The following is a 22028-nucleotide window of genomic DNA, read 5'->3' as shown; positions in this document are numbered from 1 at the left end:
GGACAACGGCCATGACCGTGATGAACGCAACCCGCCCGACTGCCGACCTGGCGCAGGTTCAGGCCGGCGACCTGCTCAACCGCTACCAGGCGCTGCTGCGCGGTGACCTGGTGGGCAGTGCCGCCTGGCTGGCCGAGCAACTGCTGCGCACCCAGGGTCTGCAGGACGACCTGCCGGCAACCCCGGGCGAACTGGACGCGTGGACCGACCGGCGCACCGCCGCAGTTGCCGGCGAGTACGCCGAGTACCTGGCCGGGCGCAAGGCTGGCGCGCCCCGGCGCTATTTCAGCACTCGCGCTCACGCGCTGTACTTTCTGCACCATGTGGCCCCCACCAAGGCGGTGGACGGCGCCTGGCTGCACGGGCTGCTGCGACACTGGGCCGACCCGCGCTATCACGGGCTGATCCGTATCTACCTCGAAGAGCTGGGCGATGGCGACCCGGCCTGCAACCATGTGCTGATCTATCGCCGCCTGCTGGCCGAGGCCGGTTGCCACGAGCCGGTGCCGCTGCCCGACGAGCGTTACCTGCAAGGCTGCCTGCAGCTGGCGCTGGGGGCCAACAGCGACATGTTCCTGCCCGAGGTGATCGGCTACAACCTGGGCTATGAGCAGCTGCCGTTGCACCTGCTGATCAGCGCCTATGAGCTCGACGAACTGGGCCTGGATGCCCAGTACTTTCGCCTGCACGTCACCATCGACAACGCCAGCAGCGGCCATGCACGCAAGGCCGTGCAGGCCCTGCAGCAGTTGCGCCCGGAGCAGGACGACGGGCGTTTCTACCAGCGCGTGGCCGCCGGCTACCGGCTCAACGACCTGGGCCAGGGCTCGGCGGCGATCATCGCAGGCTTTGACCTGGAGGCCGAGGTGGTGGCGCTGCTCGAACGCAAACGCGCCTTCGGCCAGCACATGCATTCGGACTACTGCCGCTTCCAGGGGCGCACCGTCAATCAATGGCTGGCCGAGCCGGGCAGCATGCCGGGCTTTCTTGGCGTACTGGAACAGAAGGGCTGGATCAAGCGCGGGCAGGACCCACAGCTCAGCCGCTTCTGGCAGGTGATCGAGGGGCCGGGCGCGGCGATGTTCGGGGTGTTCAGCGTGTATGAAAAGCAGCTGCTGCATGACTGGATTGCCGGCGACTGGCAGCCGGCCAGCAACCCCGAGCGTACCCAGGGCAGCGCCCTGCAACCCTCGATGCCTTCGGACGACACCGCGCTCGACATCGAGCTGCAGGCGCTGCCCGCACAGTGCCGTATCGAACGCCTGATCGACGCCATGGCCGGCAACCGCCATGCACTGCCGCGCGGCCTGCAGGCCACGCGGATGTACCGCCAGCTCACGGGCCTAAACTGAAGGAGTGCACCATGCTGCTGAACACCTGCCAGCCTGAAGCGGACAAGGCCCTGCTGCAACTGGGCCGGCGCCTGCAGGCCGACGGCTACCGCTTCACCTGCGTCACCCCGCTGACCCAGCAGCGCAACAACGAGCGCCAGAGCGCGGCGCGGGCGCGCACCCTGCGCGACATTTTTGGCTGGAACCGTCCGTTCACCGCTTCGCTGCTGTCGGCCGACGAACTGGCGCAGATGCGCGTGGCACAGATTCTCGACGAAGACGGCGACTGCTGGCGCAGCCGGGTGCGCTGGTCGAGCCTGGAGGACCTGCTGTTCGTGCATTCGGGCTTTCCCACCACGCAGGCCGATGCGGTGTTCTTCGGGCCCGACAGCTACCGTTTCGCACACTTCATCGCCAGCCACTTGCAGGGCCGCTTCAGCGAAATCAACCACGCGGTGGATATCGGCTGCGGGGCCGGGGTAGGGGCGATACTGATCGGCCGTGCACGCCGGCACGCCCAGGTCACCGCGCTGGACATCAACCCCGACGCCCTGCGCCTGAGCGCGATCAACGTGGCCCTGGCCGGGCTGGCCAATGTGTCGGTGGCGCACAGCGATGTACTGCAGGGCATTACCGGCAACTTCGACCTGATCGTCGCCAACCCGCCGTACATGCTCGATGCCGGCCGCCGCGCCTATCGGCACGGTGGCGGCAGCCTGGGCGCCGACCTGTCGCTGCGCATCGTCAACGAGGCAATCGGGCGCCTGAGCCAGGGCGGCACGCTGCTGCTGTACACCGGGGTGGCGATGGTCGACGGGCACGACCCGTTCCTGGCCGCCATCCGTGCCCAGCTCACCGCCCCGCAATGGTCGTGGCACTACCAGGAGCTGGACCCTGACGTGTTTGGCGAGCAACTGCTCGAACCTGGCTACGAGCAGGTCGAGCGCATTGCAGCGGTGGGGCTGACGGTGACGCGCAACGGCTGAACATGCCGGTGCGGTTTCATTGCCCCGGTCAATCAGATGCCGGGGGCTGTATTGGAGTTTTCGATTTGAATGTCGGGCCCGGGGGGCCCTTACTAGTGGTTACACCTGAGACATCGAGGGTTGCATCATGCCAATGAACGGAGTGTGTGATCTGGAACTGCGTCGCCTGATAGAAGGCGCCTTTCTGCCATGGCGCTGTGAAGTGGCGTGCAGCGACGGATTGGCGCTGACCATCCACCTGCCGGCCGATGCCGAGTATGCCGAGCTTACGGTCACGGGTATCCAGCTGAGCGCCTTGCCCGACGTGCGGGCCATCGCGGACCTGGTGGGTCAGATCCGCGAAGAGCGCCGCACCATGGGCCTGCAGCCGCGCAGGCTGTACCGCGCCTGACCCCCATGCGCCCGGCTAGCCCAGGCCGGCCGGGCGCAGGTATTCCGGTTGCAGGGTGTTGAACCAGAACAGGATCATCGACACCAGGATGGTCACCTGCACCAGCAACCCCACTCCCCACACGCTGGCCGAGTACAGCAGGCCGTCTTCCTTGCGGATGCGCATGAAGGTCGGCAGACCGGTGAACAGCAGAAAGGTCGCGTACACCGTGGCCGCGCCCAGTATCGTGACCGCCAGCCAACGGCTCGGGTACAGCCCGGCCAGCCCGGCTATGAAATACGGTGTGGCGGTGTAGGCAGCAAAGCCGATGCACTGGTTGAGGGTGGGGCGTGCATCGAAGGTACGCGACATCCAGCGGATGAATGCCCCCATCAGCACCGTGCCCGCCATGATCGCCAGAAACAGCAGGATGCACAGCTGCAACGCGCTGCTGGCACTCAGGCGCACGTTCTCGTTTTCGGCCAGGCTCCAGCCCACCGAGGTGATCCCGATGAACAGGCATACGGTGGGGATCAGTGCCAGCAACAGCAGGTGTGACAGGTAGTGACGCGGGTGGGCTTCCTCGTCGTGGCGAATATCGGCCCACGCCGAGTTGGGTTGGGTGAACAGCTTGACCAGGTGGCTTGTCATGGCGGTCTCCGGTACCGGGGCGAAAGGGCCCCTCGTGTTCTGTGGAGGTCACAAAGCGGCCAGGGTTTCATCGGCTTTGCCGCAAGCGGACCAACTGCCTTGAACCATTGCGCGCGCGGGCCGGTCACTTCTTGCAGGGGCGCCAAACGGCGCCACCGATGACGACCATCACCTTCAGGAGTCAAGACCATGGACCAACAGACCTGTGCCTGCCCGGACTGCAACTGCAAGGTCGGCGACAACCCCGTGCAACGCGAAGGCAAGTCTTATTGCTGTCAGGCCTGCGCCGATCATCACCCGGCCGGCAAACCCTGTTCTGCCAGTGGCTGCGGCTGCGCCAGGCAGGCCCCCACGCACTGAGGCACTGAACCGTACCGGAGGATCCCGATGTCGACGCCAAAACCCAGCAACCAGTACAGCATGCGCAACCCGCTGACCCAGTACCCGCAACCGCCGTTTCCGGCCCAGGGCCAATCGGCGCCGGGGCTGGACAGCGGCATGCAACCCAAGCCGGACCACGGTGAGCACAGCTACCAGGGCTTTGGCCGGCTCCAGGGGCGCAAGGCGCTGATCACGGGCGCCGACTCCGGGATCGGCCGTGCGGTGGCCATCGCCTTTGCCCGCGAGGGTGCGGACATCGTGCTCAACTACCTGCCCATCGAGCACAGCGATGCCAAGGAAGTCATCCAGTTGATCGAGGCCGAGGGCCGGCGTGCCATCGCCTTGCCGGGCGACCTCAAGGACGAGGCCTTTTGCCGCGAACTGGTCAGCCAGGCCCACGACCAGTTGGGCGGGCTGGACATCCTGGTCAACGTGGCAGGCAAGCAGGTGGCGCGCAAGCAGGTGGGCCAGGTCAGCAGCGAACAGTTCGACGCCACCATGAAGACCAACGTGTATGCGCTGTTCTGGCTGTGCCAGGCGGCCGTGCCGCTGATGCCGGCCGGGGCCACCATCATCAACACCGCATCGATCCAGTCGTACCAGCCGTCGGCGACCCTGCTCGACTACGCCACCACCAAGGCGGCGATCGTGGCCTTTACCAAGGCCCTGGCCAAGCAGGTGATCGAGCGCGGCATCCGTGTCAACGCGGTGGCACCGGGGCCGATCTGGACGGTGCTGCAGCCCAGCGGCGGGCAGCCGCCGGAGAAGATCCCCGACTTCGGCGGGCACACGCCGATGAAGCGCCCCGGCCAGCCGGCCGAGTGTGCGCCGTTGTACGTGCTGCTGGCGTCGCAGGAATCCAGTTACATCACCGGTGAAGTGTTTGGCGTGACCGGTGGCAACCCATTGCCTTAGGCGAGGAGACGAGCATGGCCAGCAGGGTGATCTGGAAGGGCGCGATCAGTTTCGGGCTGGTGCATATCCCGGTGTCGCTGACCACGGCGGTCAGCAGCGACCGTGTCGATTTCGACTGGCTCGACAAGCGCAGCATGGACCCGGTGGGCTACAAGCGGGTGAACAAGGTCACCGGCAAGGAGATCGACAAGGAGCATATCGTCAAGGGCGTGGCGTTCGAGAAGGGCCGCTATGTGGTGATCAGCGAGGACGAGATCCGCAAGGCGCGGCCCGAGGCCACCCAGACCATCGATATCTTCTCGTTCGTGGGCAGTGACGAGATCCCGCTGCAGCACTTCGACACGCCGTACTACCTGGCGCCGGACAAGCGCGGTGGCAAGGTCTATGCGCTGCTGCGCCAGACCCTGGAGAGCACTGGCAAGGTGGCGCTGGCCAAGGTGGTGCTGCATACCCAGCAGCACCTGGCGCTGCTGCGCCCGCTGGAGGACGCCCTGGTGATGATCACCCTGCGCTGGCCCGATGAGGTCCGCGGGCTCGAAGGGCTGGAGCTGGACAAGAGCGTGAGCGCGGCCACGGTGGACAAGAAGGAGCTGCAGATGGCCAAGCGTCTGGTGGAGGACATGGCCGGGCACTGGACGCCGCAGGAGTACCACAACGACTTCAAAGACACCATCATGGCGCTGGTGGAAGAGAAGGCCAGTCAGGGCAAGATCGCCACCGTGGAGGCGCCCGAAGACCAGGCAGCGGGCAAGGGTGCGGACATCATCGACCTCACCGAGCTGCTCAAGCGCAGCCTGGGTGGGGGCAAGAAGGCGCCGGCCAGAAAGGCAGCGCCTTCGCGGTAGGAGCCGGCGTTGCCGGCGAAGGCCACACCGCGGTCTGTCGGGCTTTTGCGGTGTTCGCTTCGCCAGCAAGGCTGGCTCCTACACAGGCTGCGGCGTTACCGCGGTCTCCTGCAAATGCAGCCACTTGCCCTGCCCATCGAACACCACCGTCGACCAGCGCAGCGTGGTCTGGCCGCTGTCATCCTGCTGATGCTCGCGATAGGTCACCACCCCCGGCGCCACGTCGTGCATCTCATCGATCTCGATGCGCAGGCCAGGCCGTGAGCCATAGGCCTGGGCAAAAAAAACCTCCAGCTGCGCCTTGTCGAGCACCGTGCCCTTGAGCGTGAACATCGAGAACCCCTCGGCAAAGCGCTCCAGCAACGGCGGCCGTGCCTCGCCGGCCAGCCACTGGCGGATCTGCACATGCGCCTCCAGCACCTCTTCAAACCCCGCATTACGCTCTGGCATTGCACTTACTCCACAGGTTGAACAAACAGGGCCCGGGCGCCCGGCAGGCGCAGCACCCAGGGCAAGGGCAGCAAGGTCAGCGCGGCGCCCAGCGCCAGCACTTGCGCGTAGGCTGTAGGCCCCGGCAATCGCCAGTCGAGCACTGCGCCGAGCAACGCCACCCCGAAAAAGAAACTCAACTGCCGGTTCAGGCTCCACAACGCACTGGCCGCGCCCATGGCCGCCTCGGGGATCGCCACGAACGCCGCCGTCTGCGCGGTGCTGCTGCACAGGCTGCTGCCCAGGCCCAGCAACGCATACAGCAGCACCAGCCAACCGGGGTGGGCGACCAGCCAGGGGCTGGCCAACGCCAGCACCGCCAGGCTTTGAATGCCCATGCCGGCCAGCAGCAGCGGGCGTGGGCCCAGTGCGTTGAAGCGCCACCGGCTCAGGGCGATCGCCGCCAGCGCACCGGCGGCCCACGGCAGCATCAGCCCGCCGGTGGCAGTGGCGCTCAGGCCAAGCGTGCCTTGCAGGTACAGCGCCGCCACCAGGTTGATCCCCATGAACACGCCCGGTACGCACAGGTAGATGAGCATGGCGGTGTGCAGCAGTGGCTGGCGCAACAGGCGCAGGTCCAGGGCCGACCGTGCGCTGGGCTGGGGCCGACCGCCGGGCAGCCAGGCCAGCACCAGCGCGGCGCACGCCAGGGTGGGCGCAAGCAGGGCGAAGAACACCCAGCGCCAGTCGCCCTGGTCGGCCATCAGCCCGCCCAGTGCCGGCGACAGCGCCGGCACCAGCAGGGCCACCATCATCACCCGCGAGGTGAGGCCGGCGCGCTCGCTGGCGGGGCAGGCGCGGTAGGCCAGCGCCTGGCCCACCGGGATCAGCAGGCCGCCACCCAGGCCCTGCAGCAGGCGCCAGCCGATCAGTGCCTCGATGCTCCGGGCCGAGCCTGCCAGGGCACAGCCCAGGCCGAACAGGGCCAGCGACAGCAGCAGGGTGGCGCGCTCGCCGATGCGCTGCGCCAGCCCGTTACCCAGCGGGATGATCAGGGTCAGGCCGAGCATGTAGGCGTTGCCGACCCAGCCCAGCTGCGTGACCGAGGCGCCGAGCTGGCGCTGCAGGGCGGGGTAGGCGCTGTTGAGCACGAACAGGTTGAGCAGGTCGAGGGCAAAACCCATCAGGAAGATCAGGCTGACTTTGCTGCGAAAAGGCATGACGGGGCGCCGCTGGAGAACGATGGGCGCAGTGTAGGGCGTTGCTGATGATTGAATAAGCCCCGCAATACTGCCAGATTGGTCGAATTATTTTGACAATCAAGGGGCCTTTGCATGGTCAGCCTGGACCGTTTCGAGCTGTTTTGCACCGTGGTGGAGGCGGGGTCGTTCACGGCGGCGGCCACACGCCTGTGCCAGACCCGCGCCGCGGTCAGCTTCGGTATCAAGCAGCTGGAGGCGCAGCTGGGCGTGACCCTGCTGATCCGCACCACGCGCCGGGTGGCGTTGACCGATGCCGGCGAGGGCTTCTACCGTCAGTGCCTGCTGGTGCTGGAGCAGGCGCGGTTGGCCATCGAGCAGGCGCGTGCCGAGCATGGCGGGTTGCAGGGCAGCCTGCGGGTCACCTCCACGGTGGAGTACGGTTTGCGCGTGGTGGCGCCGGCCTTGCAGCTGTTCATGCGCGAGCACCCGTTGCTCAACGTGCGACTGGAAACCCACACCAGCCACGCGGACCTGGTGCAGGAGCGCTTCGACGTGGCCATCCGGTTGGGTCAGGCGCAGGACTCAGGCTACCGCGGGGTGTGCCTGGAGACCTATGCAGTGCACCTGGTGATGGCGCCGGGCGTGGGCGTGCCGGGGGCGACGCTTGCCCAGGTGAACGCCTTGCCCAGGCTGGTGCATGGGCGTTTCGAGCGCCAGGCCGGTTGGGCGTTGCTCGATCAGAGGGGGGAGGCGGCGGTGTACGAGCCTTCGGGCCGGGCGGTGATGGTGGCAGACAATGCCTCGATCCTGCGTTCGTTCGCCTTGCAGGGGCTGGGCGTGGCGCTGCTGCCGGCCTGGTTGATTGAGGACGACCTGCGTACCGGGCGTCTGCTGGATGCATTGCCGGGGTATCGCTTTGTCGAGCAGAGCGTGTATGCACTGTACCCGGCCAGCAACCACGTGCCGCGCAAGGTGCGGGCCTGGATCGATTTTCTCAAGGGGTATGTGAACGGCATGTAGGCGCCGGCGTTGCCGGCGAAGGGGCGCGCTGCGTTGGCCGGTGTTTCGCGGTGTCCGGTTCGCCAGCCAGGCGGGCTCCTACAGCGCAGCACCCGGTGTCGCTTCCAGGCCCTTGTCCAGCTTCAGCAGCTCCAGCAACCGTCTGGCGTCATAGGGCGCGCGCACCTTGATGTCGTTGTCGAAGTAGCAGTACACATCGCGATGCGCCGCCTTCGGCGCCGCACTTGCCGCATCGATCAACCGCGCATCCCCAGGCTGCGCCCCGCGTTTCCACGCCTGCATACGCTTTTGCCAGCCGCGCAGGGCCGCCTCTGAATAACCGCTGCTGTACAGCGCCACATCCCCATGCAGGCGCATGTACACGAAGTCGCTGGTCAAGTCCTCCACATGCGGCCACTTCTTCGCCGTGTCGGCCACCACCAGCGCTACCCGGTACTTGCGCAGCAACGCCACGAACGCCGGGTCCAGAAAGCTCTCGTGACGCACCTCCACTGCATGGCGCACCACCTGCCGGTCGGCGCCCTCCAGGTAACCCGCACGCTGCATCCGCTCGGCACACTGCGCGGCCAGGGCCTTGGCCTGCTTGCCGGTGTGCGGCAGGCGCGCCAGAAACGCATCGAACAACCCCTCGTCAAAACGCATGTTCGGCGGGAACTGCCACAAGGTCGGCCCCAGCTTGCTGCCCAGCGACAGGGGCCCGGAGGCATAGAAGTTGGCCAGCGGTTCGTCGATCTCGCGCAGGCGCTTCACGTGGGTGATGAAGCGCGGCGCCTTGACGCTGAACACGAAGCCTGGCGGCGTTTCGGCCGCCCAGCCGGCGAAACGCTCGGGACGTTGCAGCGCATAGAAGGTGCCGTTGATCTCGATGCTGTTGACCGCCCGCGAGGCGAAGTGCAGCTCGTCCTTCTGGCGCAGGCCCTCGGGGTAGAAGTCGCCCCGCCACGGCACATAGCGCCAGCCCGAGATGCCGATATGCACCTGCGCCGCGCCACGGCTCACGGGGTAGCCGCCAGGGTGGTGAGGAAGTCGCCGAAGCCGCCCCGCGCCCGGCAGTCGCCACGGCTGCTGGTGGACACGCTGTTGCGTGCCGTCCACACGATGCGCGCGCCGCTCAGTTCAAGGTCGCTGATCAGTTGCACGTCTTCGTCCAGCGGCACGGGCCGGAAGCCGCCGACCCGCTGGTAGGCTCTGGCGCAGATGCCCAGGTTGGCGCCATGGATGTGCCGGTGGTCCTCGCGGGCCTGGTAGTGGGCCAGGTAACGCGCCTGCAACGCCGCATCCTGGTGCGCCTGCCATTGCTCCACGTGCACCGTGCCGCACACGGCGTCGGCGGCGCAGTCCAGCTGGCACACCAACCAGTCGGCCGGCACGCAGCTGTCGGCGTCGGTGCAGGCCAGCCAGCGCGCGCCGCGCTCGAGCATCCAGCTGGCGCCGGCACGCCGGGCGTAGCCCACGTTGCGCGCAGTGACCTGCAGGGTGTGCGCGCCGTGCGCCAGGGCAATGGCTTGGCTGGCATCGCTGCACTGGTCGAGCACCACCACGATCTCTACGCGCTCGCCAAGGGCCTCGGCCTGCGCCGCCGCCTGCCCGAGGGCGCGCAGGCAGGCCGGCAGGTACTGTTCTTCGTTATGCGCGGGGACGATCACGCCGATCATAGGCAAGGCTCCTGCAGGTCAATGGCACACGGCTGGCAACACCAGTATTCGAGCAGGAAGTCGGCTTCTTCGTGGCGCACGGCGCGGTACAGCGGCAGGCGCTGATCGAGCAGGGCGTGTACCTGGCGGCCATCCTGCGGGCAGCCGTCGATGGGGTGCAGCCAGTGGCAGGCCAGCAGCGCACCGCCAGGGCTCAGGCTGGCCACGGCCTGTTCGATCACCTGCAGCCACTGCGCGGGGTCGAGGTAGTAGCCGATCTCGCTGAGCACGATCAGGTCGAACTCGCCCCCCGGCCAGTCGCCGGGCAGGTGGCCCTGGCTCACACTGGCCTGGGGGCAGGCTGCCAGGCGCCGGCGCGCAAGCTCCACGGCAGTGGCATTGAGGTCCTGGCACAGCAGGGCCTCGGTGCGCTCGGCCAGCGCTGCACTGAGCTCGCCGTTGGCGCAGGCAGGCTCGAAGATGCGCGTGTAGTACTGGCGCGGCAGGCAGGCCAGGGTCAGGTCGCGCTTGCGCTTCTCGTACCAGCGGGTCCGAAAGGCCCAGGGGTCTTCATCGTGCTCGAACAGCTGTTCGAAATACTGCGGCGATACGCTCATGGAAACACCCGTCATAGAAACAGCAGTTCGAAAGGTTGCAGAAGGCGTTGCAGGGTGGTCTGGCTCAACACCGGTGGCTGCTCGCCATCGGCATGGAGCTGGCTGGCATGCGCGGCGATGGCGGCGCGCTTGCGCGCAAGTTGCTGCGGGCTGAGCGCCAGCTTGCGCGCACGGCGCCACGGCAGGCGCGGGTCGTCCGGCCGGGCCCAGTGCCAGGCCCAGATCGGCACCTCGATCAGTTGCGCGCCCACGGTCTGCGCCGCCTGTGCGCTGGCACGGCCCACGGCCTCGTGGTCGCAGTGGCCGTCCAGGCGCCAGGTGCTCAGTACCCGGTCGCCGGGGCGCAGGCAGCGCACCAGCGCATGGGCCAGCTGCGCTTCGTGCGCGGCCACGCCACTGTCGGCCAGGTGCAGGCGCTGCCAGGCCACCCGGTCGACGTCCAGCCCCAGCGCGACCAGGGCTGCGCGGCTTTCCAGGGGGCGCTGCACGCGCAGGCGCTCGCCTGGCCAGGCGAGCGAGCCGGGGTGGCTGCCTTCGCCATCGGTCACCGACACCAGCAGCAGCGCCTGCTCACGGCCGCTGAAGGTCGACAGCAGGCCACCGCAACCGAGCACCTCGTCATCCGGGTGGGGCGCCACCACCACCAGGCGCGCACCGGGGGGCAGCAGCTCATCGGCCTGCACCGTGGCGACCTGGGCCAGGGCGCTGGACGCCTGCCACAGCGACAATGGCGTGCCGCTGCCGGCTGCCTTGATCGGGTTGTCGACGCTCATAGCTGCCACCCGCCGGCTTCACGCCCGGCCAGTTGCCGGCCCAGTTCGGCCAGGTCGCGCTCGGCGTGGCTCTGGCGCAGGAACACCGGCAGGTCGGCGCTGAGCCGGGCGAAGTGGCTGTTGCGGCAGAACGGGGTGGCACCCAGGGCGCGGCCCACGTGGGTCAGCACCAGGGTGGCGGCGTATTCGACCTGGGCACGCACCCGGCGTACGGCGAACTGGGCATCGGCCTGGGGCTGTGCGTCGATCTGTGCGGCGCACTCGCGCAGGGCTGCAGCGGCGCCGCACAGGGCAGCGTCCACCGCGCCCAGGTGGGCGTCGGCGTGGGGGTCGGGGCGTGGCTGGCGGCAGTGTTCGCGCAGGTAGTCGGCCAGGGCCTCGGCGGCGCCGTACCAGCAGGCGGCGATGCCGGCGCCGCCGTGCCAGAAGCCGGGGCGACTGAGGTACTGGCCAGGGCCACCCACCAGGTGCGCCGGGGTGTGTTCCAGTTCCAGCTCGACGCTGGCGGTAATGCCCATGCCCACCGCCTGCCAGCCGTCTGCCACCCGGTGCAGACCCGTCTCGGCAAGGTCCAGCGCCACCAGTTGCGGCTGTTCGTCTTCGTCCCAGGCGGTGAGCAGGCCGTGGTCGATCTGCAGCGCGCCGGAGCACCAGGCCTTGCGCCCCTGCAGGTACACCCGCTGGTTGTCGCGAGCCACGATGCGCACCCGTGCGCTGGGCGGCTCGGCCGCCCACACGCCCCAGATCCCGTTGCCGGCCAGGTGCGCCCCGGCGCATTCGGCGAGTATCGCCAGGGCATCGGTATGCCCTTCATACAGCTTGGCCAGGGCCAGGTCGGCGCCGGCCACCCGCGCCAGGGTCTGCCAGCGCTGCAGCGTCTGGCCCTGACCGGGCAACGGCAGGCGTTCCAGGCCGGCCGCCTGCAGGGCCTGCATCAGTTCGAGCAGCTGGCTGTCCAGGTTCAGCGGTTGCGGGCGCTCGGCGAACTGGCGCAGCAGGGTGTCCAGGCGGCCCAGGTCGAAGGTTTGAACAATGCTCATGAGGCGGACTCCTTGGGGCACGCAGCGTGGGTCGAGGTATTCTTTTTCAGGCCGCGCAGGTTCATGGCGCACAGGCAGAACTGCAGCACGATCAATGCCCAGGCCTCGGTATGCCAGCCCCACACCACCCACAGCAGGTTGCTGGCCATGAAGCAGCAGAAGCCGATGCGCCGCCGACGCGGCTGACGCGAGCCGATCCACCAGGCAGCCACCAGGGTGAGCAGCATGGCCGGCCACTGCAGCAGGTCGATCCAGTCCAGGCCCTTCATGCCACGCCCATGCGCTTGCGCAGCGCCACGGTGAGCGACTGGCGGGTCTTGTCGTAGTCGGCCCAGGGGTCGTCGCCATTGGCCAGGCGCTCGCCCAGGTTGTGCAGGTTCCACTGGTTGGCGCCCTTGAGTTCGGTGAGCTCTTCGCGGCGGATCGGTACCGACACCGGCAGCCCTTCGCGGGCGCGCAGCGAATAGGCGCACACGGTAGTGGCGCCACGGGCGTTGCGCAGGTAGTCGATGAAGATGCGCCCCACGCGGTTCTTCGGCCCCGAAACGGCGGACAGCCGGTCGGGGAACAACCCGGCCATGTGGGTGACGATGGCATGGCTGAACGCCTTGACTTCGTCCCAGCCGGCACGCCGGGTCAGCGGCACCACCACGTGCATGCCCTTGCCGCCACTGGTTTTCAGAAACGCCTGCAGGCCCAGTTCGTCGAGCAGCGCCAGGGTCAGCTGGGTCGCTTCGACCATGGCCTTCCAGGGCAATGCCGGGTCGGGGTCGAGGTCGAGCACGAAACGGTCGGGTTTGTCGAAGTCCCTGGCGGTGGCGTTCCAGGTGTGCAGTTCCAGGGTGTTTATCTGTACCGCGCCCAGCAGGGTGTCGGCGCGGTCGATGATCATCACTGCCTGGCCGGCCTCGGCCTTGTCGTGACTCTCCAGGCCCGGGATGTTCAGCTGGGCGGCGTTCTTCTGGAAGAACAGCTCGCCGCTCAGGCCCTCCGGTGCGCGCACCAGCGCCACGGGGCGACGCTTGAGGTGCGGCAGGATCCATTCGGCGACCTGGGCGTAGTACTCGGCCACCTGGCGTTTGTCGGTGCCGCTGCTGGCATCGATCACCCGGTCGGGGTGGGTGATGCGCAGGGTGTTGTCGGAGGCTTTGCGGGTAGGCGCTTTCACGGGTTTCTCCAGGCCGATGGCGCGGGCCGGCTTGTCTTCGCGCAGGCCATGGAACACCGAATGGCGTACCACCCCTTCGCGGGTCATCTGGGCGTAGGCCACCTCGGCCAGCAGCTGTGGCCTGAGCCAGTGCACGCCGCGGGCTTCGGCGCCGGTGGGTGGGTTGGCGACCGCGGGCTTTTTCACCTCGAGCGGGGTGAGGCGCTGAAGCAGGCTCTGCAGGGTGGCGGTATTGAAGCCGGTGCCGACCTTGCCGGCGTAGCGCAGCTGGCCGCTGTCGGCGTCGTGCACCCCCAGCAGCAGGGCGCCGAACGCGGCGCGGCTGCCCTTGGGTTCGGTGAAGCCGACGATCACGAATTCCTGGCGCTGCTTGCACTTGAGCTTGATCCAGTCGTGACTGCGCCGCGATACATAGAGGCTGTCGGCACGTTTGCCGATCAGGCCCTCCATCTGCATCTGGCAGGCGCTGGCCAGCAGGGACTCGGGGGCTTCGTCGAAGTCGGCACTCAAACGCAGGCGTTGTTCGTCGGCCGGTTCAAGCACGGCCGCCAGGGCGGCGCGCCGCTCCTGCAACGGGCATTGGCGCAGGTCCATGCCATTGAGGTAGGGCAGGTCGAACAGGTAGTAGACGATGTTGGCATCGGTGTCGCTGTCGAAGGCGTTCTGCAGGGCCTGGAAGTCGGCGATACCCTCGGCGTTGGCCACCACCACTTCGCCATCCAGCCAGGCCGAGCTCAGCCCCAGGCTGGCCAGGGCCTTGGCCTGCAGCGGCATGCGCGCGGTCCAGTCGTGGCCGTTGCGGGTGAACAGGCGCACGTCGTCGCCGTCGATGCGCGCCAGGATGCGGTAGCCGTCGAACTTGACCTCGTAGCGCCAGTCGCCTTGTGGCGGGGTTTCCACCAGGGTGGCCAGTTGCGGCGTGAGGGCGGCGGGCAGGGTGGCCTTCCTGGCCGCACTCAGTGTGCCGGCCCTGGCTGGGCGGCGAGGCGGGGGTGCGGCCTTGGGCTTGTCTTTGTCCTTGTCTTTGCCCTTGGTGCGGGGGATCAGGCTGCGCTCGCTGAGCACGCTGTCGGGCTGGGCCTGCAGCACGTCGTAGTCGGCCTCGGCGCGGGCAGCCTCGTCGTCGGACTTGACGAGCATCCACTGTTCCTTCTTGCCGCCAAGGCGGGTGCGAAACAGATGCCAGGTGCCGTTCAGCTTTTCGCCCTGCAGGCGAAAGCGCAGCTTGCCGCTGGCATAGCCCTGGGCCGGGTCGCCCTCGGGCAGCCACACGCCGCGGTCCCACACGATCACTTCGCCCGCACCGTAATGGCCTGCGGGGATGCTGCCCTCGAAGCTGGCGTAGTCCAGCGGGTGGTCTTCGACGTGGACGGCCAGGCGCTTGACCTTGGGGTCCAGTGACGGGCCCTTGGGGATGGCCCAGCTCTTGAGGGTGCCGTTCAGCTCAAGGCGAAAGTCGTAATGCAGGTGGCTGGCGTCGTGCTTCTGGATGCAGAACTGCAATGCCTGCGCGCGCGCACTGCGGCGGGCCTTGCCGGCCGGCTCCGGGGTGGCGTCGAAGTTGCGCTTGCGCTGGTATTCCTGCAGTGGCTTGGCCATTGCCGTGCTCCATCGTTCATACAAACCCTATGAAGTGGGAGGGGCGCAGACCGGCGGGAGTTCAATCGGGTTGACCGGCCTTGCGCAGGGTCAGGTTGATACGGCGGGCGCCCAGCAGTGGGTGCTCGCCGTCCTTGAGCGGGTTGACCCCGTGAAAGCGCAGGCGATCCTCGCCGCCCCAGACCATCACGTCGCCGTGCTGCAGGCCGACCTTGCGGGTGGGCTCGCTGCGGGTGTGCCCGCCGAACAGGAACACCGCCGGCAGGCCCAGCGAGATCGACACGATGGGCTGGCTGAAGTCGCGTTCGTTGCGGTCCTGGTGCAGGGTCAGGCGGTTGCCGGGCTGGTAGTGGTTGATCAGGCAGGCGTCGGGCATGAAATGGGCGAAGCCGGCGGCCTCTGCGGCGGCAGCGGCCAGCTCGGCGAGCAGCGTGGGCAGGGCAGGCCAGGGCTTGCCGGTGAGCGGGTCGAAGGGGCTGTAGCGGTAGCCCAGGCGGTCACTGACCCAGCCCAGCGGCCCGCAATTGGTGACCGCCACTTCGATGGTGCGCCCGCCGGGGGTGAGCTGGTTGCGAAACGGTGCGGCGCGCAGCACCGTGCGCAGGGCCGGCAGCAGGGGCTCGACGAGGTCCAGGGCAAAGCCTGGCAGCAGCAGCGTCTGCTTGCCGATCCATTCGGGGGCGCCGAGGGCGGGTGGGCCGAACAGGTCGAGTTCGGGTTGTTTCATGCAAGGATCTCCAGTGACGCCTTCGCCGGCAACGCCGGCGCCTGCAGGCGACGCAAACCGGGCAGGAGCCGGCGTTGCCGGCGCAGGGGTCGGTGACTATGCTTGGGCCTCATGGAGCCCATCATACCGCTGCGCCAACCCTGCCCACCCGGTGCCTGCATCTGCGAGCGCGAACGCCTGCTCGAAACGCCGGGCGCCGACCTGCGCATTCTGCGCCTGACCCGCCAGGAAGAAAACCGCCTGCTCCAACGCCTGGAAAACCTGCAGAGCCTGCCCGACCTCGAACACCTGCAGCGCCGCCTGTTCGATCAGCTCGGCATCCAGGTGCACATCGCCCCCGGCCCCAATGAAGTGCGCACCATGCGCGGTATCCGTATCGAGGTCGAAGGCCCGCCAGGGTTGTGCCGCAAGACCCGCCAGAGCATACCGGCGGCCATCCGCCGCGCCCTCGAAAAACGTCCCGAGATCGCCTACCGGCTGCTCGACGCCCATGACCTGTTTGGCCAGCAGTAACCATCGCAGGGCGTTTCCTACGCCGTGACCACGCCAATGCACAACATTGGCTCGCAACCTGCATTGCCCCAGGCATCGATAGCTGATCGATTGGTCAGACACCGGCCTTGCCGTGTCGCCACTCCATTGCCCAGGGCCGCCGTGCATGACGCTAGCTCAACGATTTATTCCCGCGCCGGTTGATCCGGCCGGCTGGAACGCCGAACTGAACCTGCGCTTCGCCGCAGGTCAGGGGCGGACCCGAATTGGTGCACGCCAGCATTTCGGCCCACTTCTGGTGCAACGCCCGTTCTACCCCGAAGGCGACCCCTGCCATGTGTATGTGCTGCACCCCCCGGGCGGGGTGGTGGGGGGTGATCGCCTGGCCCTGAACCTGCACCTGGAGCCGGGCAGCCATGCGCTGCTGACCATGCCCGGCGCCACCAAGTTCTACCGCAGCGCCGGGCCCACCTCGGTGCTGCGCCAGCGCTTTCACCTGGCCGAGGGCAGCACCCTGGAGTGGCTGCCCCAGGACAGCATCTGCTTCCCCGGCGCGCGGGTATCGCTGCACAGCCATTTCAGCCTGGCCCCCGGCGCGCGCCTGCTGGCCTGGGAAACCCTGTGCCTGGGCCGCCCGGTAATGGGCGAGGCCTTCAACCATGGCGCCGTTGACAGCCGGCTGCAGGTGGACATGCCCGACGACCCCGGCCTGCACGAGCGCCTGCGCCTGCAGGGTGGGCACCTGCACAAGCTGGGCGGCCACCCGCTGCTGGCCACCTTCTGCGCCGCCCCGGCCAACGAGCAACTGCTTGAACAGGTGCGCGAACTGATCCACCCGCTGCCGGTGCCCGCCGGCGCCACGCTGCTTGGCCAGCTGCTGGTGGTGCGCCTGCTCGACCACGACAACCAACGCCTGCAATCCACCCTGCAGCGGCTGTGGCGCGCCCTGCGACCGACCGTCGTCGGCTTGCCGCCATGCCCGCCGCGCATCTGGGCCACTTGAGAGACCGCACCATGGAGCTGACCCCGAGAGAGAAAGACAAACTGCTGCTGTTCACCGCCGCGTTGCTCGCCGAGCGCCGCCTGGCCCGTGGGCTGAAGCTCAACTACCCCGAGGCGGTGGCGCTGATCAGTGCCAGCGTGATGGAAGGTGCCCGCGACGGGCGCACGGTGGCCGAGCTGATGAGCCTGGGCCGCGAAGTGCTGGGGCGTGACCAGGTGATGGAAGGCGTCAGCGAGATGATCCACGACGTGCAGGTGGAAGCGACCTTTCCCGACGGGACCAAGCTGGTCACCGTCCACGACCCTATCGTCTGACCTGCCCAGGAGCAGCCCATGATTCCCGGAGAAATCCAGGTCGCCGACGGCGACATCGAACTCAACGCCGGTCGCGCCACGATCAGCGTCAGCGTGGCCAACCATGGCGACCGGCCGATCCAGGTCGGCTCGCACTATCACTTCTACGAGGTCAACGCCTTTCTGGTGTTCGAGCGCGAGGCCACCCGCGGCTTTCGCCTGGACATCGCCGCCGGCACTGCCGTGCGCTTCGAACCGGGCCAGGCGCGCACCGTCAACCTGGTGGCCTATGCCGGCAAGCGCGAGGTGTACGGTTTCCAGGGCCGGGTGATGGGCAAGCTGGGGGCCGTGGCATGAGCCGTATTTCCCGGCGTGCCTATGCCGACATGTTCGGCCCCACCGTGGGCGACCGCGTGCGCCTGGCCGACACCGAGCTGTGGGTGGAGGTCGAGCAGGACTTCACGGTCTACGGTGAAGAGGTCAAGTTCGGCGGCGGCAAGGTGATCCGCGACGGCATGGGCCAGGGCCAGATGCTGGCCGCCGAGGCCATGGACCTGGTGCTGACCAACGCCCTGATCATCGACCACTGGGGCATCGTCAAGGCCGATATCGGCGTGAAGAACGGGCGCATCTTCGGCATCGGCAAGGCCGGCAACCCCGACGTGCAGCCCGGCGTGACCCTGGCGGTGGGGCCGGGCACCGAGGTGATCGCCGCCGAGGGCAAGATCGTCACCGCCGGCGGCATCGACTCGCACATTCACTTCATCTGCCCGCAGCAGGTCGACGAGGCGCTGGTGTCGGGCATCACCACCTTCATCGGCGGCGGCACCGGGCCGGCCACCGGCACCAATGCCACCACCTGCACCTCGGGCACCTGGTACCTGGCGCGCATGCTCCAGGCCGCCGACGAACTGCCGATCAACATCGGCCTGCTGGGCAAGGGCAATGCCTCGCAACCCCAGGCCCTGCGCGAGCAGATCGAGGCCGGGGCGGTGGGGCTCAAGCTGCACGAAGACTGGGGCTCGACCCCGGCGGCCATCGATTGTTGCCTGGGCGTGGCCGAGGCGATGGACGTGCAGGTGGCGCTGCACAGCGACACCCTCAACGAGAGCGGCTGCATCGAAGACACCCTGGCCGCCATCGGCGACCGCACCATCCACACCTTCCATACCGAAGGCGCGGGCGGCGGGCATGCGCCGGACATCATCCGTGCGGCGGGCTACGCCAACGTGCTGCCGTCCTCCACCAACCCGACCCTGCCGTACACCGTCAACACCGTGGACGAGCACCTGGACATGCTGATGGTGTGCCACCACCTGGACACCAGCATCCCCGAGGACGTGGCCTTCGCCGAGTCGCGCATCCGCCGCGAGACGATTGCCGCCGAAGACATCCTGCACGACATCGGCGCGTTCTCGATGACCTCGTCAGACTCCCAGGCCATGGGCCGGGTGGGCGAGGTGGTGCTGCGCACCTGGCAGGTGGCGCACCAGATGAAACTGCGCCGCGGCCCGTTGGCGCCTGACACCGCGCGCAGCGACAACTTCCGGGTCAAGCGCTACATCGCCAAGTACACCATCAACCCGGCGCTGACCCATGGCATCGCCCATGAAGTCGGTTCGCTGGAGGCCGGCAAGCTGGCCGACCTGGTGCTGTGGTCGCCGGCGTTCTTCGGGGTCAAGCCCGCACTGGTGCTCAAGGGCGGGATGATCGTGATGGCGCCGATGGGCGACATCAACGGCTCGATCCCCACGCCGCAGCCGGTGCACTACCGGCCGATGTTCGGCGCCCTGGGCCAGGCGCGCAACGCCACGCGCATGACGTTCCTGTCCCAGGCCGCGGTGGAGCGTGGCGTTCACCATGAACTGCGCCTGCGCAGCCTGATCGGCGTGGCCCGGGGCTGTCGCACGGTGCGCAAGGCCGACATGCTGCACAACGGGCTGATGCCCACCATCGAAGTGGATTCACAAACCTATGAGGTACGCGCCGACGGCGAGCTGCTGGTGTGCGAACCGGCCAGCGTGCTGCCGATGGCGCAGCGTTATTTTCTGTTTTGAGGAGCGAGCATGATCCTGTTGACGCAACGCCTGAACCAGGCCGCACACATCGGCGCCACTGCCACCCTGAGCCTGGATACGCGCATCAAGAGCCGCGTGCGCATCACCCTGGATGACGGGCGCGAGGCCGGGCTGATGCTCGAACGCGGCCAGCTGATTCGCGGCGGCGAGCTGCTGGCCGACGCCCAGGGGCGTGAGGTGATTCGCGTGCTGGCGGCGCCGGAGCAGGTTTCGACGGTGCGCTGCGCCGACCCGCTGGCGCTGGCCCGCGCCGCCTATCACCTGGGCAATCGGCATGTGCCGTTGCAGATCGAGCGCGATTTCGTGCGGTACCAGCACGACCATGTGCTGGACGACATGGTGCGTGGCTTCGGCCTTGAGGTGACGGTGGAGCAGGCGCCGTTCGAGCCCGAGGCCGGCGCCTACCAGAGCGCGCCGCACAGCCACAGCCACAACGATCACCCCTTTGTTCGCGTGCCTGGCCACGCCCACTGATTTCGACATGGAGTTGCACGATGAAAAAGACCCTCGCGTTTGCCTTGCTGCTGATCGCCGTCCCTGCGTTCGCCCACCCCGGCCACGACAGCAACCCCCTGCAGGACGGGTTGCTGCACCCGCTCACCGGGCTTGACCACCTGCTGATGCTGCTGGGCACCGGGGTGCTGGCCGCCCTGACCGGGCGCACCCTGGCGCTGCCGCTGGCCACGCTGGCGGCGATGTTCGGCGGCGCGCTGATGGGCCATCTGTTCGGGGGCGTGATCGGCATGGAGAGCATGATCATCGGCTCGCTGCTGGTGGCCGCCGCGGCGCTGCTGCTGCCCAGCCGCCAGGTGCTGCTGGCGCTGGTCATGCCGGTGTTCGCGCTGTTTCACGGCTGGGCCCACGGCGTCGAAGCCAGCCCGGGCGCGTTCTGGGTGTTCAGCGCAGGCTTTGTCGCGGTCAGCGGCCTGTTGCTGCTGGCAGGCTATGGCGCCGGGCGCCTGTTGCGCCGTCACCCTGGGCTGCAGAAGGCCTGTGGCGGCGGCCTGCTGGCCGGTGCCGCCCTGGTGCTGGCCGGCTGATGAGCGCCAACCTGCAGTTGCTGCGCCTGCTGCAACTGGTCAGCGCCAACCTGCCGGTGGGGGGCTTCACCTATTCCCAGGGGCTGGAGTGGGCGGTGGAGGCGGGCTGGGTGACGGGGGCCGACGGCTTTGGCGCCTGGCAGCGCGAGCAGTTGCACGACACCCTCGGCCACCTCGACTGGCCGCTGCTGCAACGGCTGTACAGCGCGTGCCGCGCGCAAGATGCCGATGCGTTCGCCCACTGGAGCAGCTTTTTGCTGGCCAACCGCGAAACCGCCGAGCTGCGCCTGGAGGAACGCCAGCGTGGCAAGGCCCTGGCGCGCCTGCTCGATGGCTGGCAGCTGTGTCAGGCGCCGGCCTGGCGCAGCAGCGTCGAGCTGAGCCAGCTGGGCGGCATGGCCTGGCTGGCCGTGCACTGGCAGATCCCGCTGCGTGAGCTGGCCCTGGGGCATGGCTTTGCCTGGCTGGAAGGGGCGGTGATGGCCGGGGTCAAGCTGGTGCCGTTCGGTCAGCAGGCAGCCCAGACCCTGCTGCGCGAGTTGTGCGAGGAGCTGCCTGCGGTACTGGAGTGGGCGCTGGACGTACCTGATGAACACCTGGGCGGCGGCCTGCCGTTGCTGGCGATTGCCTCTGCCCGCCATGAAACCCAATACACCCGATTGTTCCGATCCTGAGGAAACTGCCATGCAAAGCTACCAGCAACCCTTGCGCGTCGGTGTCGGCGGCCCGGTCGGTTCCGGCAAGACCGCGCTGCTCGAAGCGCTGTGCAAGGCCATGCGCGATGACTACCAGATCGCCGTGGTCACCAACGACATCTACACCAAGGAAGACCAGCGCATCCTTACCGAAGCCGGCGCGCTCGAACCCGAGCGCATCGTCGGCGTGGAGACCGGCGGCTGCCCGCATACCGCGATCCGTGAAGATGCCTCGATGAACCTGGCGGCGGTGGAGGATCTGGCGCGCAAGTTCGGCAACCTGGAAGTGATCTTCGTCGAGAGTGGCGGTGACAACCTGAGTGCCACCTTCAGCCCGGAGCTGGCCGACCTGACGATCTACGTGATCGACGTGGCCGAGGGCGAGAAGATCCCGCGCAAGGGCGGGCCGGGGATCACCAAGTCGGATTTTCTGGTGATCAACAAGATCGACCTGGCGCCCTATGTGGGTGCGTCGCTGGAGGTCATGGAAAAGGACACCCGGCGCATGCGGCCCGAGCGGCCGTGGACGTTCAGCAACCTGAAGACGGGGCAGGGTTTGCAGGCGGTGATCGGGTTCATTGTCGAGCGGGGGATGTTGAAACCGGTTTCGGTGTGAATGCCTATCGCGGGTCAAGCCCGCTCCCACAAGGACGGCGCCAGCTCCTGTGGGAGCGGGCTTGACCCGCGATGGCATCGATGCGGTGCCTGCGCATTGCACATTGCCCACATCGCTGTATAC

Annotated in this window: 27 protein-coding genes; 16 read left to right on the top strand and 11 right to left on the bottom strand. The window is 68.0% G+C overall.

All coding sequences use genetic code 11. The annotated features are described in order from the left end of the window. Positions 1-11 precede the first annotated feature (11 nt). From ACPRTJ_RS24815 to ACPRTJ_RS24805, 3 genes are all read left to right on the top strand, one after another. Positions 12-1352 (top strand): iron-containing redox enzyme family protein, encoded by a 1341-nt coding sequence (locus tag ACPRTJ_RS24815; RefSeq protein ID WP_210014984.1) that lies wholly within the window; start codon positions 12-14, stop codon positions 1350-1352. Positions 1353-1363: 11 nt separating this feature from the next. Continuing rightward, positions 1364-2317: a methyltransferase gene (locus ACPRTJ_RS24810; protein WP_043860041.1), complete on the top strand. Its 954-nt coding sequence runs from the start codon at positions 1364-1366 to the stop codon at positions 2315-2317. Positions 2318-2444: 127 nt separating this feature from the next. Next, entirely contained in the window at positions 2445-2708 is a 264-nt protein-coding gene (locus tag ACPRTJ_RS24805; protein WP_043860040.1) for a DUF1652 domain-containing protein, read from the top strand. 15 nt (positions 2709-2723) lie between these two features. Here ACPRTJ_RS24805 and ACPRTJ_RS24800 read toward each other — a convergent pair whose 3' ends face one another. Continuing rightward, a complete protein-coding gene (locus ACPRTJ_RS24800; protein ID WP_043860039.1) occupies positions 2724-3338 on the bottom strand; it encodes a Yip1 family protein in 615 nt (204 codons plus the stop codon). Positions 3339-3527: 189 nt separating this feature from the next. Between ACPRTJ_RS24800 and ACPRTJ_RS24795 the strand changes: the two genes are divergently transcribed. From ACPRTJ_RS24795 to ACPRTJ_RS24785, 3 genes are read left to right on the top strand one after another with little or no spacing between them, the layout of a single operon-like run. Further along, entirely contained in the window at positions 3528-3698 is a 171-nt protein-coding gene (locus ACPRTJ_RS24795; RefSeq protein WP_043860038.1) for a metallothionein, read from the top strand. A 27-nt stretch (positions 3699-3725) separates the two neighbouring features. Then, positions 3726-4634, top strand: a complete 909-nt coding sequence (locus ACPRTJ_RS24790; RefSeq protein WP_043860037.1) for an SDR family oxidoreductase — start codon at positions 3726-3728, stop codon at positions 4632-4634. Between the two features lie 14 nt (positions 4635-4648). Continuing rightward, on the top strand, positions 4649-5479 hold the full coding sequence (locus tag ACPRTJ_RS24785) for a Ku protein (RefSeq protein WP_426427478.1): 831 nt from the start codon (positions 4649-4651) through the stop codon (positions 5477-5479). 78 nt (positions 5480-5557) lie between these two features. On the opposite strand, the gene ACPRTJ_RS24780 is transcribed toward ACPRTJ_RS24785, so the two are convergent. Both ACPRTJ_RS24780 and ACPRTJ_RS24775 read right to left on the bottom strand, forming a co-directional pair. Then, complete coding sequence (locus tag ACPRTJ_RS24780) at positions 5558-5929, bottom strand: DUF4440 domain-containing protein (RefSeq protein ID WP_123753074.1); 372 nt, start codon at positions 5927-5929, stop codon at positions 5558-5560. Between the two features lie 5 nt (positions 5930-5934). Further along, a complete protein-coding gene (locus ACPRTJ_RS24775) occupies positions 5935-7128 on the bottom strand; it encodes an MFS transporter (protein WP_426427475.1) in 1194 nt (397 codons plus the stop codon). 114 nt (positions 7129-7242) lie between these two features. On the opposite strand from ACPRTJ_RS24775, the gene ACPRTJ_RS24770 reads away from it, so the two are divergent. Further along, complete coding sequence (locus ACPRTJ_RS24770) at positions 7243-8130, top strand: LysR family transcriptional regulator (protein WP_426427473.1); 888 nt, start codon at positions 7243-7245, stop codon at positions 8128-8130. A 78-nt stretch (positions 8131-8208) separates the two neighbouring features. On the opposite strand, the gene ACPRTJ_RS24765 is transcribed toward ACPRTJ_RS24770, so the two are convergent. The 8 genes from ACPRTJ_RS24765 to alkB form a co-directional block, all read right to left on the bottom strand. Then, the gene (locus tag ACPRTJ_RS24765) at positions 8209-9129 is read right to left on the bottom strand and encodes a DUF72 domain-containing protein (RefSeq protein WP_426427471.1); all 921 of its coding nucleotides are present in this window, start codon (positions 9127-9129) and stop codon (positions 8209-8211) included. Further along, positions 9126-9785, bottom strand: a complete 660-nt coding sequence (locus ACPRTJ_RS24760; protein WP_426427470.1) for a glycosyltransferase — start codon at positions 9783-9785, stop codon at positions 9126-9128. The genes ACPRTJ_RS24765 and ACPRTJ_RS24760 overlap by 4 nt, the downstream gene beginning before the upstream one ends. After that, the gene (locus ACPRTJ_RS24755; protein WP_054914437.1) at positions 9782-10381 is read right to left on the bottom strand and encodes a class I SAM-dependent methyltransferase; all 600 of its coding nucleotides are present in this window, start codon (positions 10379-10381) and stop codon (positions 9782-9784) included. The genes ACPRTJ_RS24760 and ACPRTJ_RS24755 overlap by 4 nt, the downstream gene beginning before the upstream one ends. A gap of 11 nt (positions 10382-10392) precedes the next feature. Further along, complete coding sequence (locus ACPRTJ_RS24750; RefSeq protein WP_043860029.1) at positions 10393-11154, bottom strand: PIG-L deacetylase family protein; 762 nt, start codon at positions 11152-11154, stop codon at positions 10393-10395. Then, a complete protein-coding gene (locus ACPRTJ_RS24745) occupies positions 11151-12194 on the bottom strand; it encodes a hypothetical protein (protein WP_054914439.1) in 1044 nt (347 codons plus the stop codon). The genes ACPRTJ_RS24750 and ACPRTJ_RS24745 overlap by 4 nt, the downstream gene beginning before the upstream one ends. Next, positions 12191-12463 (bottom strand): hypothetical protein, encoded by a 273-nt coding sequence (locus ACPRTJ_RS24740; protein ID WP_043860027.1) that lies wholly within the window; start codon positions 12461-12463, stop codon positions 12191-12193. The genes ACPRTJ_RS24745 and ACPRTJ_RS24740 overlap by 4 nt, the downstream gene beginning before the upstream one ends. Continuing rightward, the gene (gene ligD, locus ACPRTJ_RS24735; protein ID WP_426427467.1) at positions 12460-14961 is read right to left on the bottom strand and encodes a DNA ligase D; all 2502 of its coding nucleotides are present in this window, start codon (positions 14959-14961) and stop codon (positions 12460-12462) included. Before ligD ends, ACPRTJ_RS24740 begins: the two co-directional genes overlap by 4 nt. Positions 14962-15022: 61 nt before the next feature. Then, positions 15023-15688 carry a DNA oxidative demethylase AlkB gene (gene alkB, locus ACPRTJ_RS24730; RefSeq protein ID WP_426427465.1) on the bottom strand — a complete coding sequence of 222 codons (666 nt, stop codon included), beginning with the start codon at positions 15686-15688 and terminating at the stop codon, positions 15023-15025. A gap of 111 nt (positions 15689-15799) precedes the next feature. Between alkB and ACPRTJ_RS24725 the strand changes: the two genes are divergently transcribed. The 9 genes from ACPRTJ_RS24725 to ureG all read left to right on the top strand — a co-directional run bounded on the left by ACPRTJ_RS24725 (position 15800) and on the right by ureG (position 21905). Next, positions 15800-16201, top strand: a complete 402-nt coding sequence (locus ACPRTJ_RS24725; protein ID WP_054914649.1) for a hypothetical protein — start codon at positions 15800-15802, stop codon at positions 16199-16201. A gap of 145 nt (positions 16202-16346) precedes the next feature. Then, entirely contained in the window at positions 16347-17183 is an 837-nt protein-coding gene (locus ACPRTJ_RS24720; RefSeq protein ID WP_426427463.1) for an urease accessory protein UreD, read from the top strand. Positions 17184-17194: 11 nt separating this feature from the next. Then, the gene (locus tag ACPRTJ_RS24715) at positions 17195-17497 is read left to right on the top strand and encodes an urease subunit gamma (protein ID WP_043859641.1); all 303 of its coding nucleotides are present in this window, start codon (positions 17195-17197) and stop codon (positions 17495-17497) included. An 18-nt stretch (positions 17498-17515) separates the two neighbouring features. Then, positions 17516-17833 (top strand): urease subunit beta, encoded by a 318-nt coding sequence (locus tag ACPRTJ_RS24710; protein WP_043859640.1) that lies wholly within the window; start codon positions 17516-17518, stop codon positions 17831-17833. Continuing rightward, positions 17830-19533: an urease subunit alpha gene (gene ureC, locus ACPRTJ_RS24705; RefSeq protein ID WP_043859639.1), complete on the top strand. Its 1704-nt coding sequence runs from the start codon at positions 17830-17832 to the stop codon at positions 19531-19533. The genes ACPRTJ_RS24710 and ureC overlap by 4 nt, the downstream gene beginning before the upstream one ends. Before the next feature lie 9 nt (positions 19534-19542). Further along, positions 19543-20028, top strand: coding sequence for an urease accessory protein UreE (gene ureE, locus ACPRTJ_RS24700; RefSeq protein ID WP_043859638.1), 486 nt, complete (start codon positions 19543-19545; stop codon positions 20026-20028). A 20-nt stretch (positions 20029-20048) separates the two neighbouring features. Beyond that, entirely contained in the window at positions 20049-20594 is a 546-nt protein-coding gene (locus ACPRTJ_RS24695) for a HupE/UreJ family protein (protein WP_058540237.1), read from the top strand. After that, positions 20594-21268 (top strand): urease accessory protein UreF, encoded by a 675-nt coding sequence (locus ACPRTJ_RS24690; protein ID WP_054914445.1) that lies wholly within the window; start codon positions 20594-20596, stop codon positions 21266-21268. The genes ACPRTJ_RS24695 and ACPRTJ_RS24690 overlap by 1 nt, the downstream gene beginning before the upstream one ends. 10 nt (positions 21269-21278) lie before the next feature. Then, positions 21279-21905 carry an urease accessory protein UreG gene (ureG, locus tag ACPRTJ_RS24685; RefSeq protein ID WP_043860582.1) on the top strand — a complete coding sequence of 209 codons (627 nt, stop codon included), beginning with the start codon at positions 21279-21281 and terminating at the stop codon, positions 21903-21905. Positions 21906-22028: the final 123 nt, after the last annotated feature.

This window comes from Pseudomonas palmensis (assembly GCF_049942755.1).
Classification (GTDB): domain Bacteria; phylum Pseudomonadota; class Gammaproteobacteria; order Pseudomonadales; family Pseudomonadaceae; genus Aquipseudomonas; species Aquipseudomonas palmensis.
The sequence above is the reverse complement of the archived record's forward strand: the minus strand, read 5'-3'. Positions and strand labels throughout refer to the sequence as shown.